Annotated in this window: 13 protein-coding genes and 2 pseudogenes; 4 read left to right on the top strand and 11 right to left on the bottom strand. The window is 43.2% G+C overall.

Going from position 1 to position 17,164, the window contains the following annotated elements; translation table 11 throughout:
• Window positions 1-14: 14 nt before the first annotated feature.
• The 9 genes from rbsK to gltS all read right to left on the bottom strand — a co-directional run bounded on the left by rbsK (window position 15) and on the right by gltS (window position 10,126).
• Window positions 15-935, bottom strand: coding sequence for a ribokinase (rbsK, locus tag ACE1OE_RS12720; RefSeq protein ID WP_449211300.1), 921 nt, complete (start codon window positions 933-935; stop codon window positions 15-17).
• Window positions 936-1,132: 197 nt separating this feature from the next.
• Window positions 1,133-2,011: a ribose ABC transporter substrate-binding protein RbsB gene (gene rbsB / locus ACE1OE_RS12715; protein ID WP_102470296.1), complete on the bottom strand. Its 879-nt coding sequence runs from the start codon at window positions 2,009-2,011 to the stop codon at window positions 1,133-1,135.
• 137 nt (window positions 2,012-2,148) lie between these two features.
• Window positions 2,149-3,129: a ribose ABC transporter permease gene (gene rbsC / locus ACE1OE_RS12710; RefSeq protein WP_449211299.1), complete on the bottom strand. Its 981-nt coding sequence runs from the start codon at window positions 3,127-3,129 to the stop codon at window positions 2,149-2,151.
• On the bottom strand, window positions 3,126-4,631 hold the full coding sequence (gene rbsA / locus ACE1OE_RS12705) for a ribose ABC transporter ATP-binding protein RbsA (RefSeq protein WP_449211298.1): 1,506 nt from the start codon (window positions 4,629-4,631) through the stop codon (window positions 3,126-3,128). Before rbsA ends, rbsC begins: the two co-directional genes overlap by 4 nt.
• Window positions 4,632-4,659: 28 nt before the next feature.
• Window positions 4,660-5,079 (bottom strand): D-ribose pyranase, encoded by a 420-nt coding sequence (gene rbsD / locus ACE1OE_RS12700; RefSeq protein WP_449211297.1) that lies wholly within the window; start codon window positions 5,077-5,079, stop codon window positions 4,660-4,662.
• A 207-nt stretch (window positions 5,080-5,286) separates the two neighbouring features.
• Window positions 5,287-6,924 (bottom strand): putative bifunctional diguanylate cyclase/phosphodiesterase, encoded by a 1,638-nt coding sequence (locus ACE1OE_RS12695; RefSeq protein ID WP_372061267.1) that lies wholly within the window; start codon window positions 6,922-6,924, stop codon window positions 5,287-5,289.
• Window positions 6,925-7,326: 402 nt separating this feature from the next.
• On the bottom strand, window positions 7,327-8,013 hold the full coding sequence (locus ACE1OE_RS12690; protein WP_449211296.1) for a type 1 glutamine amidotransferase domain-containing protein: 687 nt from the start codon (window positions 8,011-8,013) through the stop codon (window positions 7,327-7,329).
• A gap of 184 nt (window positions 8,014-8,197) precedes the next feature.
• A complete protein-coding gene (locus tag ACE1OE_RS12685) occupies window positions 8,198-8,818 on the bottom strand; it encodes a glutathione S-transferase N-terminal domain-containing protein (RefSeq protein WP_449211295.1) in 621 nt (206 codons plus the stop codon).
• An 81-nt stretch (window positions 8,819-8,899) separates the two neighbouring features.
• Complete coding sequence (gene gltS / locus ACE1OE_RS12680) at window positions 8,900-10,126, bottom strand: sodium/glutamate symporter (RefSeq protein WP_372061264.1); 1,227 nt, start codon at window positions 10,124-10,126, stop codon at window positions 8,900-8,902.
• Between the two features lie 332 nt (window positions 10,127-10,458).
• Between gltS and ACE1OE_RS12675 the strand changes: the two genes are divergently transcribed.
• Complete coding sequence (locus ACE1OE_RS12675) at window positions 10,459-11,406, top strand: LysR family transcriptional regulator (protein WP_449211294.1); 948 nt, start codon at window positions 10,459-10,461, stop codon at window positions 11,404-11,406.
• Window positions 11,407-11,554: 148 nt separating this feature from the next.
• Here ACE1OE_RS12675 and ACE1OE_RS12670 read toward each other — a convergent pair.
• Both ACE1OE_RS12670 and ACE1OE_RS12665 read right to left on the bottom strand, forming a co-directional pair.
• Window positions 11,555-11,887: pseudogene (locus tag ACE1OE_RS12670) on the bottom strand (GTP-binding protein); the annotation flags it as partial.
• A gap of 68 nt (window positions 11,888-11,955) precedes the next feature.
• Window positions 11,956-12,556: pseudogene (locus tag ACE1OE_RS12665) on the bottom strand (CobW family GTP-binding protein); the annotation flags it as partial.
• A 528-nt stretch (window positions 12,557-13,084) separates the two neighbouring features.
• On the opposite strand from ACE1OE_RS12665, the gene clcA reads away from it, so the two are divergent.
• The 3 genes from clcA to cqsA all read left to right on the top strand — a co-directional run bounded on the left by clcA (window position 13,085) and on the right by cqsA (window position 16,959).
• Window positions 13,085-14,485, top strand: a complete 1,401-nt coding sequence (gene clcA, locus ACE1OE_RS12660) for a H(+)/Cl(-) exchange transporter ClcA (protein WP_449211293.1) — start codon at window positions 13,085-13,087, stop codon at window positions 14,483-14,485.
• Between the two features lie 111 nt (window positions 14,486-14,596).
• Entirely contained in the window at window positions 14,597-15,565 is a 969-nt protein-coding gene (locus ACE1OE_RS12655) for a TDT family transporter (protein ID WP_372061259.1), read from the top strand.
• A 212-nt stretch (window positions 15,566-15,777) separates the two neighbouring features.
• On the top strand, window positions 15,778-16,959 hold the full coding sequence (cqsA, locus tag ACE1OE_RS12650; protein WP_449211292.1) for an alpha-hydroxyketone-type quorum-sensing autoinducer synthase: 1,182 nt from the start codon (window positions 15,778-15,780) through the stop codon (window positions 16,957-16,959).
• Window positions 16,960-17,164 lie beyond the last annotated feature (205 nt).

Below are 17,164 nucleotides of genomic sequence, written 5' to 3'. Positions count from 1 at the left end.
TAATGCTCTCTGTCTTAACCTTGTTGCCGAATAAATGCATTGACATCATCCAATGTAGGGATTGACGTTTGTGCGCCAAATCGTGTAACAGATATTGCCGCGGCTGCGTGCGCAAACATAATCGCGTCTTCTATGCTCTCATTACGCAATAACGCAGTCACGAACGCCCCATTAAATGTGTCGCCCGCTGCCGTCGTATCTGTCACGTCGACGTTATAGCCTGGGATTCGTGTTCCACGCCCATTTTGACTGAGCCACACGCCTTGTGAACCAAGCGTGATCATGACGATCTCAATCCCTTTTTGATGCAAAACGTTCGCGGCTTGTTGTGCCGACTCATCATCCGATACGGTGATACCCGTCAGGATTTCCGCTTCTGTTTCATTAGGCGTGATCACATCAACGCAGGATAATATTGAGTCCGGTAATTCACGTGCTGGTGCTGGATTAAGAATGACATTCGTTTTAGATTGTTTGGCAAGGGTTACCGCATATTCAATACCATCAAGAGGCGTTTCTAGCTGTGTCAGTAAATAGCTAGCGTGTTTAATTTGATTATTATGCTGTTCAACCCGTTCCTTAATCAACTTTGCATTCGCTTCCGCTGAAATACAAATACTGTTTTCACCACTGTCGGAGACTTGAATCATCGCGATACCCGTTGGTGTCCCAGCCACAATTTCTACGCCTTCGACATGAATCCCATCATCTTCAAACGAACGTCTAATATTGAGACCAAACGGATCATCCCCGACGCATGCGATAAACCCAATATCAGCGCCCAATCGAGCTGCAGCGACCGCTTGATTGGCTCCTTTGCCGCCGGGAATCACCTGATAACGACGGCCATGTAACGTTTCTCCAGGTCTTGGAAAAGAAGGCACCTGTAAAACGTGGTCAGCATTCACACTACCCAATACGACGAGTTTATTCATATGATGTTCCTTGTAACCTAGGAATAAGAAAACTTTGGAATAACCATCCATTCCAAAATACTCTGATTTATCTATTCATTATTATGTATCTAGTCATGACGATTTAGTATCGCGCCCCAATCCCATAAGAAAGGGGCACTAAACATAACGGTTGGTAACTCATTAACAGTTCTAATCCGCCACCAACTTTTCCCGTTTTATTCGTTGATAATTTTAAGAGGTACCGGGATATACGTTTCTACTGTTTCGCCTTTCAGTAGTTTCGCAGCTGTTTCTACACCTAAAGCACCAATCATATCAGGTTGTTGCGCCACAGTAGCGGCAAGCTTGCCACGTTTAACGGCAGCAATACCATCGTCCGTACCATCAAAACCAACAATCATGATGTCTTTACCAGAGGCTTGAACCGCGCGTAATGCTCCTAATGCCATTTCATCATTTTGAGCGAAAACCGCTTGTACATCAGGATTCGCTGCTAACAAGTTCTCCATAACGTTAAGACCTTTTGTACGGTCAAAATCAGCAGGTTGACTGGCTAATAATTCCATTTGTGAACCTTTAACGGCATTCATAAAGCCTTCGCCACGTTCACGTGCAGCCGATGTACCCGCAATGCCTTCCAATTGGATAACTTTTGCTTTTTCACCCACTTTTTCCATAATGAAATGGCCAGCCATTTCGCCACCAACAACGTTATCAGAAGCAATGTGGCTTGCAACGTCACCACGGCTTGCACCACGGTCTAGAGTCAGTACTGGAATGTTTGAGCGATTAGCCATCCGAATCGCGTTAGAAACAGCATCAGAATCCGTAGGATTAATCAAAATTGCTTTTACACCACGGACCGTCAAATCTTCCACATTGGAAAGCTCTTTACTCGGGTCATTTTGTGAGTCCAACACGATAAGGTTATAGCCAAGTTCTTTGGCCTTCGCTTCTGCCCCATCTTTCATCGTCACGAAGAATGGGTTATTCAATGTTGAAACCACAATTGCCATCGTATCTTGCGCCGTTGCGGTCGCAGACATAGAAGCTGATAGTACAGCTGCTGAGATAAGCGTTGCCAGTTTTTTCATGGTCTATTCCTTTATATTATGTGTAGGGGGTATTTCTAATCAGTTTTTACCTCTTTAGCAGAGGCGATGTTCTGTTTCTATTTTCTATTTCTTAACTTAAAGCCACGTATAAATGGCTTCAAGTTGGGGTACAAACTCTATTTGTTTTTATTATCGACCAATACCGCAAGGAGAATGACCACTGCCTTAGCAATCATTTGGTAATAAGATGAGACGTCCAGTAAGTTAAGTGCGTTGTTCAAGAAGCCAATAATTAACGCCCCAATCAACGTACCCATAATTCGGCCACGGCCACCCATCAGGCTTGTTCCGCCTAATACCACCGCAGCGATAGCATCCAATTCATAACCCATACCTGCTGTTGGTTGCGCCGAGGATAATCTTGACGTTACGATGATCCCAGCAAGCGCCGCCAATAAACCACAAATGGCATAGACGCCTATTTTCACTTTATCGACATCAATGCCCGATAGACGCGTTGCGGATTCGTTGCCACCAAGTGCGTAAATATAACGACCAAAGCGAGTATGATTTAACAGGTACCACACGGAAGCAAACACCAATACCATTAACCAAACCGGAACAGGAATACCCAATGCGTAACCAGTCCCAAACCAAGCAAATGCGTCCGCCGTTTCAGTAAAACCCGTTGAGATAGGTCGGCCGTCGGTATAGACCATGGTGACACCGCGTAATAGCGTCATGGTCACTAACGTCGCGATAAACGCTTGAACCTTACCTTTGGCGATAATAATCCCGCTGATTGCCCCAAGTGCCGCGCCCGCCACGAGGGCCGTAGGCACAGCAACCATTACTGGGATTTCCATGCCAATCAAACTGGCCGCAAAAGCGCCACATAGAGCCAAAACCGAACCAACACTCAGGTCGATGCCAGCCGTTAAAATGACGAGCGTCATACCGACAGCGATAATCGCGTTGATCGATGTCTGGCGCAGAATATTAAGAATATTATCGACAGTAAAAAAGTTTGGGTTTAAAAATGACACCACAACAATCAAAAAGATTAATGCTATTAGAGACTTTTGTTCAATCAGCCATTCTTTATTGAAGACGTTCGCTTTCTTCTCAGTTGCTACACTCATCGTTTTGTTACTCATGCTGTTGCCTCGCTTACTTTTTTACCTACAGCGCATGCCAGTAATTTTTCTTGGTCTGCTTCGTCTGCCATAAATTCACCACTCACCCGTCCTTCATGCATGACCATAATTCGATCACTCATTCCAAGGACTTCAGGCATCTCAGAGGACACCAAAATAATGCTCATGCCGTCAGCCTTAAATTTATTAATTAGCTGATAAATTTCTTTTTTGGCCCCAACATCCACCCCTCTGGTGGGTTCATCCAGAATTAATACCTTAGGTTTCGTCATTAAGCCCTTTGCTATCGCGACTTTCTGCTGGTTACCACCCGATAAGTTACCAATAATTTGATTGCGGCTTGGGGTTTTAATGTTGAAGAGCGTAATGAAATCTTCCACTGCGATGACCTCATCAGCGTGTTGAAGTTGCCACCCTTTAGATAATTGCTCTAGTGTGCACAAAGACATGTTGTCTTTTACCGACAATCCAAGTACTAAACCGTCACCCTTTCTATCTTCTGAGATATAAGCGATGCCATTGGCCAAGCCTTCTTGCGGACTAATCGGGTTGATTGATTTTCCGTAAAGTACTACGTCACCCGAGTCACGTTTTAAGGCACCGTATATCATTTTCATCAACTCGGTTCGTCCGGCTCCCATCAAGCCTGATACACCCAATATTTCGCCTTGATCAACGTGGAAGCTAACATCACGTACTCCAGTACCCGATACTCCTCTCACTTCCAGGCTTTGCTTGCCATGGGTTGCGTTAATGCGTGGATATTGTTCATCGAGTTTTCGACCAACCATCATCTCAATTAACGCGTCTTCATTTGTTTCTGCCACGACGGTTTGACCGATAAATTTGCCATCTCTTAGTACCGTAATATCGTCGCAGATCTCGAAAATTTCTTTTAATCGATGAGAAATGTAAACGATGCCGCAACCTTGCGCTCGCAACTCATTAATCACGTTAAATAATGACGCCGTTTCTGTATCAGTGAGCGCATCTGTTGGCTCATCCATGATGATAACTTTTGATTCAAATGACAGAGCTTTCGCAATTTCAACCATCTGTTGCTCACCAAGACTAAGCTCACCGAGCAGAGTCTTGGCACTATGTTTTACGTTGAGACGTGCCAGTAATTGATCGGCGTCGGCGTACATCTCGTGCCATTTGATGCGCCCAAACGCATTCGTTTTTTCCCTACCAAGGTAAATATTTTCCGCAATGGTAAGTTCCGGAATAAGATTTAACTCTTGGTGAATAATACTAATACCCGCCTGCTGTGACTCTCTTGGGCCTTCAAATGATGCTTCTGCTCCTTGGTAGTACAAGTCACCAGCATCTTTTGAATAAATGCCGGTCAGCACTTTCATCAGGGTCGATTTACCAGCGCCATTTTCACCAAGAAGCGCCATCACTTTTCCTGGGTAAACGTTAAGGCTCGCTTTATCAAGCGCTTTAACGCCAGGAAAGGCTTTTTCAATTTCACTCAGCTGTAGTATGGGTTTCAACATAGGACAGTCCTGCTCACGCATAAGCTATTTAAAAAACAACGCCAGATTGAAAGACAACATTGGCATACGGTGTGCATTCACCAGTGCGAACAATCGCTTTCGAAGCCTGCGTTCTTACTTTGAATTCTTCATGCGAAACATACTGTATAGCGATGGTTTTATTCGTCGCCTGTGATTCGCTGGTTATCATCTCCATCAAGGCATCATGCAATTCAGGTGAAACCGTTTTGAACTCTTCCGCCAGTAGTACACCTTCAATCTGAGCCTCCGATAAATACACCCGAACCGTATCGAGAAAAGACGGTATGCCTAACGTGAGTGCCAGGTCTATACGCTGAACGTCGTCAGGAATAGGCAAACCCGCGTCGCAAATGGTCATTTCATCGGTATGACCCAAGGTTGAAACGATATAAGAAAGCTCTGAGTTAATGAGTGCACTTTTTTTCATGATGCGACCTGTGAGGTAATTTTAAGGTGTCGATATAATGCGAAAACACATTACATCGAAACGTATCGATGGAATAATCCTAACGTCAGAAATTTAAATTTCGAGAAGGATAATAATGAAATGTGATGGTTGTCACTTCATCGAAACGTATCGATACGATTTCCGTGAATGGTTTCAAATTCTGTAATCTAGGGGATAATTTAGAGGTTAAGCGTCGTGTTGCACTAGACGGGAGACATAACTGCCTGAAGCAAAATGACAGCCGATGGCACTCAATGATGCCCATTGTTTTTCGTTCTCAACGCCTTCGGCAATCGTCTCGATGTCGAGCAAATTGGCTAAACCAACGATAGCCTTTGCGACTTGCTTTACCGATTCATCGCCAGCAATCTCTTGGGTCAACAACGCACTGATTTTGATTTTTTGAATGGGAAGATCACGGAGATCGGAGATCGAAATGTGCCCCATCCCGAAATCGGCAACGGTGATTTGGCATCCGTAATCAACCAATTGATACAGCTCATCAATGCTTCGCTTCTTAGAAAGCATCTCTTCAAAGACCTCCAATATCAAGCAATGGCCGGGCAAATGATATCGACGCAAAATTTGCACAACTTCATCAACAAACCCGCCATGACCAAAGTTCTTTGACGAGACCTTGACTGCTACTGTCTTTAACGCACCAACCGATGCGTATTTACAGGCTTGTTCAATGGTGAATAGATTCAGTTTTCGAATCAACTGGCTTTCTTCCGCTATGGGAATGAATTCGAAACGATCGACTAACCCGAAGACTTGATCTTGCCAATCTAGCCGACTCTTATAGCTCACTACAGAGTGGTTGGCTAAGTCAACGACAGGTATGAACCCCACTTCCAAACGATGTTGCTCAATCGCGGCAGAAAGTCGTTTGGCGAGCGCTTTCTTTCGACCCCACTGCTCCCCCATTTGGTCGGTATAACACAGCCAATTCGCCTGACACTGCTTTGCACGATACATCGCAAGATCCGCTTGCTTTAATAAAAGGCTCGACGGAATCGTTCTTGATGTATTCGTCGTGATACCGATCGCGGCCGAACCGCGCTCATACTTGTTACCGATTTCGATGTAGGCTATCGCTTCAATTAGCCGCTGGGCTAAGACGCTGGCAACGTTAGCATCACAATTAGGAAGTAATACAACAAATTCGTCTCCGCCTAGTCGCGCTACGATGCCTTCATCGTCAATCACATTTTTAAAGCGTCGGGCCACCGTTTGCAAAAACAAGTCGCCATAATCATGCCCCTTACTATCATTGATTGACTTAAATTCATTAAGATCAATCAATAACAAGGAATAGCAATCCGTTGATTGGGACGGGTCGATAAGAAAAGACTGCAGATGGTCAAAAAAGGACGTGCGATTTGGTAACCGCGTCAGCGCATCGAAATAGGCAAGATCACTGAGTTTTTCCGTCATGTTTTTTTCTAGTGTGATATCACGCTTCACCGCAATGTAATAGGTATCACCTTCATAGCTAAAAGGACTAATTTGAGCCTTTTCAATAAACAATGTGCCATTTTTCTTGCGATTAATAAGCTCGCCGTACCAAGCTTTACCTTGTCGCAGTTGAGACCACATTTGACGATAAACATCAGGGTCGGTGTTCCCTGATTTCAATAAATTAGGATTCTTATCAATAACCTCTTCAGGCAAATAACCCGTTAGTTCGTAAAACTGGTTATTTGCATATTTGATGCTTGCTTTCACGTCGGTAATCAATATCGCAGCCGCACAATGTTGCATTGCGCTCGCTATCAAGTCGAATGGCAATTCAAGTGTCGATTTTGGCGATATGTGATCCACTGCAGAAGAAACCCAATTAGATTAATCGAGTCATCATAAATATTAATGGAATCAACATCAAATGAAACGTCAAATTATTGTAGCTTTAACAACAATAATTTGACGAAAAACTGAAATATCGATATTAATTATTAGCAACCAAGCTAAGAATAATTCCAATTGAACGTTCACATTAGCCAGTTGATATCAATAAGTATCCGTTTCTTCTTGAGTAATTAAAGCTTAAGCGACGAAGAGTTTGATTCGCTAAAGTTGGAGCCGCTGCATTTTGTGATTAAGGTTTTGTACGTTAAGCCTTACATGAGGACATTGTTTTCTTGTAGACGGTATGCGCTTGTTGGATAAAAAATCCGTCTATATGCAGGCATATGGTGAGCGAAGCAGAATACAACATCAGAGATTTTATCCTTCATTGAGTCTGCCCAAGAGTGCCAACGTTGCCTCTTTACAGCTTGCTGAATTTTGCCCAGTAATCAACAATCCGTCCATTTCAACATGTGCTCCCCCCTCATTGGATTGATGGAATTTTGCCCCACGACGAATGAGCTCATCTTCGACCAAAAAAGGCACCATTTCTGCTCTTCCAGTATTCATTTCTTCCTTATTACTGTATCCAGTGACGTTCTTGCCTGCCACAATAGGTTGATCCTCTAGATCGGATACATTAATCAAAACCCCACTGGCATGGCCTACGGTGCAAATTAGTTTGTCTTGGCTGTAAAAGTTATCTAATAAAGAAACCGCGTCAGGGTCGCAGGATAAATCACACAAGCCTCCATATCCTCCCATAACAACGACAGCAGAATAGTCTTTAGGGTCTATATGACTTAATAAATGTGTGGCTGCTAGACTTTCTTGTACGCGTATATCGTCTTCAAAACGCTTCACCTCATCACGGGAACAGCCTAAATCCTGACCTAATAAGGTAACGCTAAGTGGATCAATGGGCACTTGACCACCTTTCAAAGAACATAAGGTGACCGCAACACCGCGGTCGACCAGCGTATAATAAGAAATAATGAATTGATCGAGCCACAGACCCGTTGGTGTTGATGAATACCCCAGGTATTGTTGGGAGGTGATCACCATTACTATTCTTTTGCTTTGCATACCCACGTTGTCGTTTACTCATTTTGTCTTAAAGCCACCTTATAAACTTAGCGAGTTTAAGTGATAATTCAAACAAAATCAGGTTAGAGCATCGACAAAAAAAGAAGCCAAAAGGCTTCTTTTTTATTACTCAATGTCATTCAATCGCTTAATTTTTAGCGGTTCAATTACTTTGTATCGCAGCTCGATCTGTTACAACCTCATACCAACGTCTGATATTCGAATATGAGTCTAGAACCCCAATCCCTAAGGCTTTGCTGGCTACAAATACCAAAATATAAGCACTGATATCCGCTATCGAATAATGCGTTGTCGCAACATAATCAGACTTACCAAGCTGCATATCCAACTTGGGGAGAAACAGCTCAACGCGGTGTTTTGCTTCTACCCCCCACTCCTTCACGCAGTTTTCTCTGTCACTGTATAAACCTGACGTGTTACGAAACGCTTGAAATGCATTTTGAATACCATCAATCTCAACAATCCGGTTCCACATTTCAATTTGAGCTTGCTCTAATGGTGTCGAGCCAAACAGATTTAGCTCATTGGGCGTAATGTCATTGAAATATCGACATATCGCGATGGTCTCAGCGATGCAAACGCCATCATCAAGCTCAAGTAATGGGACTTTACCGTTAACGCTTTTTTCTTGATATTCTGCCGTTAGATTGGCGCCTTCTCTAACATTAATTTCTATACGCTCAATGCCTGATACACCAATCTCGCTCAAAAAAATCTCAAGCCTCTTGCTACTAATCGTTACCGCCGATCCATATAATTTCATGACCTTTCCCTTTATTCGCGTAATAAATGCCGTGCAAGTGAGTACAACCTTATTCACCTGTAGATTCGTATTCTGTTATGCCTAACTTAGTATTCCCATAAAATAAGGAATAATGAACGCATTCGCTAAATCAATAAAGAACGCACATACCAACGGTACGACAATAAACGCTTGATGTGAGTTTCCGTATTTTTGGGCAACCGCAGACATATTTGCCATCGCTGTTGGCGTTGAACCCAATGAGATCCCGCCAAATCCGGCACAAATAACCGCTGCATCATAGTTCTTACCCATCGCAGGAAAAATGATAAATAGGTTAACTAAAATTGCGATAACAAATTGCGCGCCTAAGATAGCGAATATTGGTCCAGCAAGATCAACCAACGTCCATAGCTGCATGCTCATCAACGACATTGCTAAGAATGCCCCTAGTGAAATATCGGCGATTAGCGCAACTGACGGCTTATTCGCTGGCCACTTTGTGCCAGTAAGGCGAGGATAATTATGAGGCACCAGATTGGATAAGATAATACCAGCAAACAAGCACGTCACGAACAAAGGCAACTGAAGGCCTAATTGCTCAACTCCCTCATTTAAAAGCACACCCACAATGATACAGGTGTGTATCGCCAACATAGCATCTAAGAAGTCGTAGGACGTGATCTTAGTATTAGGCTCTGAATCAGATATGCCAACATCCATGGCTTCTTCTTCGGACGGCTTAAGGTCATACCGGTTAATCAAAAACTTAGCGATGGGCCCTCCCATGATACTGGCAAGAATTAAACCGAACGTCGCACTGGCAATACCAATTTCCATTGCGGTTTCCAACCCAAATTGCTCTTGGATTTTCGGCGCCCAAGCAATGGCGGTCCCATGTCCTCCGATCAGCGAAACCGTTCCACTCAATAAGCCAGCAATAGGTTCTAACCCAAATGCGGTTGCGACAGTAATACCTGTAATGTTTTGAATCAACATATAGCCTATTGTGATGACTAACAGGATAACAAGTGGCTTGCCCCCTTTCATCAGATCACCCAGGCTGGCATTAATACCAATGGTGGTGAAAAAGTAAACCAGTAATAGATCGCGCGCCATCAAATCAAAATTCACTTCTATAGAAGTGGCCATGTGAAACAGTGCGAACACTACAGAGAATACAATACCACCAGAGACAGGCTCTGGGATGCTAAATTCTTTTAAAAAACCGATAACTTGTGTCAGTCTTCGACCGACAAACAGTACGATAATCCCCATCGTGACAGCCATGAACGAATCAATGTGAATCACACCGTTCTCAATAATCATAAATCTTACTTCCTGTTAGACATTTGTTAATAAATATCATGCCTTTATTCACGCTCCTATCCAACCATTTTTATATATTTATTTCGTATTAATCAGTCGCTTTCACTTTGTCCACATCCGGCAACTGTCATCGAATTAAAACTAGCCGACCCGCGATGTTATCAAGCAAGAACATTTGCGAAGCATCAGCATATTTAACACGCCGTTACCTAACTCAATCCCAGTTCCTGCGTTGTTATCAAAACATAGTGCGACTCACCAATTAATGGCTATTCTTTTGTAGGGTCAGTAATATATATGCCTCTATCAATTAGTTACGTTAAGGGATTCCTATGTCCATTTCTCATCAGCTGCAACTTTTTGTCGATGTCGTCCAGCAAGGTTCATTTGCTAAGGCAGCGGCATTGCACGATATGGATAATTCGGCCTTATCGAAACAGATAAAAAAGCTAGAGCTCCACCTTGGAGTGCAATTGCTTAACCGCTCGACTCGTTCTTTTTCACTCACTTCTGCTGGAGAAGAAATATTGGCGCAAGCACATGTGCTGAGAGAGACACTGCAACAAATCCAAGGGATTGCCGATTCCTATCAATCTGAGCCCAAAGGCATTATTCGAATCAGCTCCGCCATCTTTTTTGGTCAGCAATATCTTCAACCTGTAATTACAACGTTCATGAAGCAGTATCCCGACGTTAAGGTTACGTTGTTGCTCGATGACAAACGGGCTGACATCATCGCTGACCATTTTGATGTCGCGTTTCGCATTGGAAAACTTACCGAATCAAACCTCATCGCGCGGAAAATTGCCAATACCAATTTTGCATTGGTCGCATCACACCAGTTCATTGAACAACATGGGATGCCCGATTCTCCCGAAGTATTACTGGCACTTCCTGCCGTGATTTATAGCAATGGTGATATCAGCCTCGATACTTTCAGCATGAGTGACAAGCCGTATGGCAATACAATGAAGACGTATAAAATGCAGGGGAATTACAAGGTGAGCGACGTAAGAACGATGGTCAGCGCCATTCGAGACGGGTTAGGCTACTCTCTCATTGATCTGTTTAATCTAGAAGCGCCAATCGATGAGCTTGGCCTCACACCACTACTCACTGATTACGCGTTATCAACGAGAGAAACTGGCATCTATGCTGTGTATCCACATAGAAAACACACACTGCTCGTCAGTGCGTTTATTCGAGCGGTGCAAGAGCATATTGGCGAGCCCGCATTTTGGGAAGCTTTTGTACCCAACTATAAGTCTATGTACCGTTGAGGTATGCAATAATAAGCCTTCAGTTAACGAGTGTCGCGTTAATAGGCGCTGAATTAGTAGACTTTGGCTGACCACCTCTGACGTAAAGTCACTATGCATGACATTTGAATACCATGTCGCGCGAATAACGACATGGTATTCTGGGCGCTTATGGTTTTAGACCACACAGTGACAATAATATGCTTTCTAGGTCTCCCCAAGGAAGCAGTTGGCTGTCGATAACCTCTATTCTAGATTCATATCCTTCCAGTGAAATCTCATTTACCGAGACAATTCGGTTGGACACATTAAACGCGTAGCAACCTTTATTTGTGTTAACGACCGCTTTAACCCTCTCCGCCGTTAAATCACTGAGCATAGAGAACAACTGGTCAAAATCAAATAGATGCTCTGAACCAACGATCCAGCCACAGCTATAATAACCTTGTCCTTTGTTTTCTTTACGAATGAATGCGTGTTGAGGTGGCAGTTCAAAAACAGGGTCCATATCACTATGGTCATGTTCGTCATGGATAACCGTTGCCACATTGCCTTTCGAGCTCGTTGTGGAACGGCGCTCAATGTCCAAAACCTCTACCGGTAGGTGCCCGTGCTTAATAAGCTGATGAAAAATCACCGCCGGTTCTTGAACACTCACCCAATCATTAAACACGTCGACATCCTCGGCACTGCACTGGTCAACTTTAGTGCCTACGACAACGTCAGCTGCGGTAAGCTGATCATTGAAGTTATTGTTCGACAGATACTTATCGTCGGATAAGTATCTTGGGTCGACAAGCGTGATTGTTGCCCTCAAATCCACATAACTTTGATACTGTTCTGAGGTTAATGTTTTAATGACCTGCTTGGGATGCCCCAATCCGGTGGGCTCGATGATTAAACGGTCTGGCTTTTGCCGAAGTAGTGCGTTGATCCCTACCGACATCGGCACCCCGGCCATGCAACACATACAACCACCAGGCACCTCTTTGATCAACGCCCCACCTTCTGCCATTAGGGCACCATCAATGCCGATTTCACCAAACTCATTGACTAGAACCGCCCAGTGTTCATTTTTTGGCTTATTCTTCAACAAGTTGAGAATCGTCGTCGTTTTTCCTACACCAAGAAATCCAGTGATGATATTGGTAGGAACTTGTTGTATAGACATAATCAATCCATTAAAACGAAAATATGCCATCAGTATAAACATATTTGCCATTCATCATAGATCGCAAAATGTAGAAACTTATGTTGTTCGTTGAACAAAAAAGAACACACATTCTTTCAGCAGCACAGGCAGTATGCCTTAAACGACAAAAGGCGCACTTTGCGTGCGCCTTGACCCTCGTTACTCAATCGTGAGTTTGCGAATCTCAAAGCAAAACTAGCTGCTGAGATAATTTACGAGGCGGTAGTATGTGTGAATCTTCACTTCCAAATTGTACGTAGGGGTTCAAATCCTCCGTGCTTGTCGAATACATACCCTACGATTTAACTATGGACCATAATGGCTTAATTACAAGGAAAACGGATTTTTTCTTGATGATTTTTTTCTAATAACTTGCAGTGCCCCAAGACCTCACTAATATTGCAATACTACTTTGCAAACTTGTCACTGTTGTAAACCCATAGAATTCGTATAATTTTGTTTAACAATACTCATATCAATTTACATCCTCAAAAGGCCAACCACGCAATGACTAAGAGAGAAAGATTTAAACAATCGTTACTTGCACGCGTGCCCAAAGAAACGATTAATCAATTTCTCTCTAGAGACAAAACACCGATTTCAGTTCTGTTCTTGTCTTGCATTGTCGGCATTCTCGCCGGGCTTGTCGGAACCTTATTTGAACTGGGCGTTCATTTTGTAACCGACACTCGCACAGAGTGGCTAAAAGACGAGATTGGCTCAGTTCTCCCTCTGTGGGCATCCGCATTTTTAATCAGTGCATGCCTCGCCTTCGTTGGCTATTTTCTTGTACACAAATTTGCACCAGAAGCCGCAGGCTCGGGTATACCAGAGATAGAAGGTGCAATGGATAATATGAGACCCGTCCGCTGGTGGCGGGTGCTCCCGGTGAAATTTTTTGGCGGGCTAGGCGCTCTCGGATCAGGTATGGTGCTTGGTAGAGAAGGCCCAACCGTTCAAATGGGGGGAAACCTCGCTCGTATGGTCACGGATATTTTCCGCGTCAAAGATGATGATAGTCGACACACTTTACTTGCCTCAGGGGCTGCTGGCGGGCTTGCAGCTGCGTTTAACTCTCCACTCGCTGGCATTATGTTTGTCGTCGAAGAAATGCGGCCCCACTTTAGGTATTCATTAATCTCGATTAAAGCCGTTCTTATTTCAGCGGTTTCCGCAACGATTGTGTTTCGTACCATCAATGGCCAAGATGCCGTTATCACGATGCCTCAATATGACTCACCCAGCATGCAAGTCCTTTGGCTATTCCTTGTATTAGGAGCCTTGTTCGGTGTTTTTGGAGTAGCCTTCAATCGATTAATTACTCTTTTTCAAGATCTTTTTGCCAAACTACACAAAAATGATTTAAAACGATTTTTAATTACAGGATCGTTAATTGGCGGATCATTTGGTTTATTGCTTTTATATATTCCCGAGCTCACAGGTGGTGGCATTGGGTTAATACCTAATATCACTAATGGTGATTTTGGTGCCGGATTTCTTTTTGTTCTGTTTATTGGCAGAGTACTCACGACTCTAATTTGTTTTGGTTCAGGCGCGCCAGGTGGTATTTTTGCCCCTATGCTCGCACTCGGTACGTCATTCGGTTATGCCTTTGGTTTAATGGCGAAACTTATCTTTCCTGATTTGCCTATTGAACCAGGCGTCTTTGCTATTGCCGGTATGGGTGCCCTTTTCTCTGCGACCGTCCGCGCTCCCATTACTGGTATTTTATTGGTTATCGAGATGACTAACAATTATCACTTAATCTTGCCACTGATTATCACCGCTCTAGGTGCCACCATTGTTGCGCAAATGCTGGGTGGGCAACCAATATACAGTCAGTTATTACATCGCACACTTAAGAACACAAAGCTAAAACAAGAAGATCTACCCAGCAAAGAAAACTAAGGCGCTTTTACAGCTAAAATACGGTACAATCAGACGGCTAGACTGCTAATATGACGAAAGCTCATAAGCAGTTTTTACAAGGATGACAACAAGAGACCTGATTGAGTGCCGATGGATATAACCGCTGTAAAACGATTAACTCAGTTTCATAATGTCCCAACATCTCAGGCCTCATTGGCTCTTGGGATAATTGGCCTTGGGCACGCATGGGCACTGTACCTCCCTAGTATTGGTAAACAAATTCAACCCATTTTAGCTGCGATTGGGGCTTTTCTACTCATCCCCGTTTTATTAAAGTACCTCCTGAACAAGCATATATTTTCGGCTGATATTAAACATTCATTGACCGGTAGCTTAATGGCGCCAATGAGCATGGCATTATTAATACTATGTGATTATTTGGCCGTAATATTACCACTTGTTGCCTATCCACTTTGGTTCGCAGCTTTAACGTTACATATTACTCTAGCGTTATTGTTTTTCTTTTATCAGTTACGTAATTTTAAGATAGCAAACATCGTCCCTAGTTGGTTCTTATATCCTGTTGGATTAATAAGTAGCTCGTTGGCCGGAACCCAGTTTGGCCATACGGTTTATTCGGAAACGATCGCTAGCATCTGCATTGGCATCTATTTCTTCATGCTTCCTCTTGTCTTATATCGTTTGGTATTTGAAGGCGTACTAAAAAAGAGAGCAAGGCCTACGCTCGCGATAATGGCGGCGCCCATTAATTTGACATTGTCCGCCTACCTCATCAACTTCGATGAGCCAGATCCCATACTGACGGGAGCACTCGCAGGTATCGCGATCACGATGACATTGATGATCTACCTATGCTACTTCCGACTCTTGAGACTTAAGTTTCAACCCTCTATTGCAGCAATCACGTTTCCATCCGTCATTAGCTCAATTGCGATGCACAGACTCACCTCGTTTTTTGAGGTCGAATACCCTCATTGGCACTGGTTACACAACTTTGGCTTTCTTGAACTCACCATTGCAACATTTGCAGTTATTTGGGTAAGTATTGGCTTTATTTTTATGTATTGGCCAGAATTGAAATACCCTGCCAGAAAGTGATGTTTTTATCAGTAACATCTGAAAGCACAAAAGGTTTGCAACACTTAGACCCCCTATCGGTATAAGCAAAATAAACATATTAATATAAGTTATAGCTCATTCTGCAACCATCACCAAATAATAAGTATTTGGCTAGTGACAGCAACTCTCTGATCGGCAATAAATAAATACATCGGCCGACTTATAATTTCAATTACACAGAGAATACTGTTATGCACTTAACTCAGATTAAAAAGGCTCTCCCTGATTTTATTACTCAAAAGCATGATTTTTTCATTGAAGATCGTATTCATTCGAATGCCGATAAAAAACCAATTATCTGTGGTATGCAACCGAAATCTGGTGATGTCGTCATGCAAACTAACGATTACCTAAGTCTCAACAGTAACGAAACCATTAAAAATGCACATATCCAAGCCATCCAAGACAATGATGAAAGCCTATTAATGTCGGGGGTTTTTCTGCTTGGTAGTGATAAAAAACCGGCATTTGAAACAAAACTCGCACAACTTACCGGATTTGAGAGTTGCTTGGTCGCGCAATCGGGTTGGACTGCAAACATTAATTTACTTCAGGCGATATGCAATAAAGATACAAATGTGTACATCGATTTCTTTGCCCACGCATCGTTATGGGAAGGCGCGCGTATAGCTGGCGCAAAAATCTTTCCTTTTATGCACAACAATACTCGTCATCTAAATAGACAAATCAAGAGAAATGGCCCAGGCATCATCTTAGTTGACTCAATCTACAGCACGATAGGAACGATTGCTCCTTTAGTTGACCTTGTGTCTATATCCTACGAACACGAATGCGCACTAGTCGTCGACGAGTCACACTCGTTAGGCACACATGGACCAAAAGGAGCAGGACTGGTCGCAGAGCTTGGATTAACAGAACATGTAGATTTCATTACAGCAAGCCTAGCGAAAACCTTTTCTTACCGAGCCGGCGCTATTCTGGCAAACAAGAAAACAGCCTACTGTATTCCTATGGTCGCTTATCCGGCAATATTTAGTTCGGCTATGCTGCCGTATGAAATGAAACGCTTAGAAACGACATTGGAGGTCATTGTTGCGGCTGACCAACGACGTAAAACCTTAAAAGACAATGCAGAATACTTAGGTCGTCGTTTACGAAGTATTGGGTTTGATATTCGCAGTGAATCGCAAATCTTTGGTTTAGATACTGGTGATGCTCAGAACACGCTTAAAGTACGCAACTTCTTTGAGAGTCATGGCATTTTTGGTTCAATCTTTTGTCCACCAGCAACGCCAAATGGAAAGCACATATTACGCTTTTCTGTTAATGCCGAGCATACACTTGAGGAATTAAATCGTGTAATCAACGTTTGTCAGCAAGCATGGGACAATCCCGAATTGGTTTTTGATTAACGATTAAATACTAGGAAACGATCAAGCACTCGTTAGCTGTTAGGTGCTTGGTAGTTAATATGTGTTGGGAAGTTAATATATGTTGGGAACCTAATAGATGTTTGGTGACTAATAGGCATTTGGTCACAATGAGCACCTAGTAATGTCACTCTTGCTAGATAAGTGACTACGTGTAAAGCGCGTCATACAAAGCGTTAACACGATT

Source organism: Vibrio sp. E150_011 (genome assembly GCF_053544015.1).
This window is presented reverse-complemented; position numbering and strand designations above follow the sequence as displayed.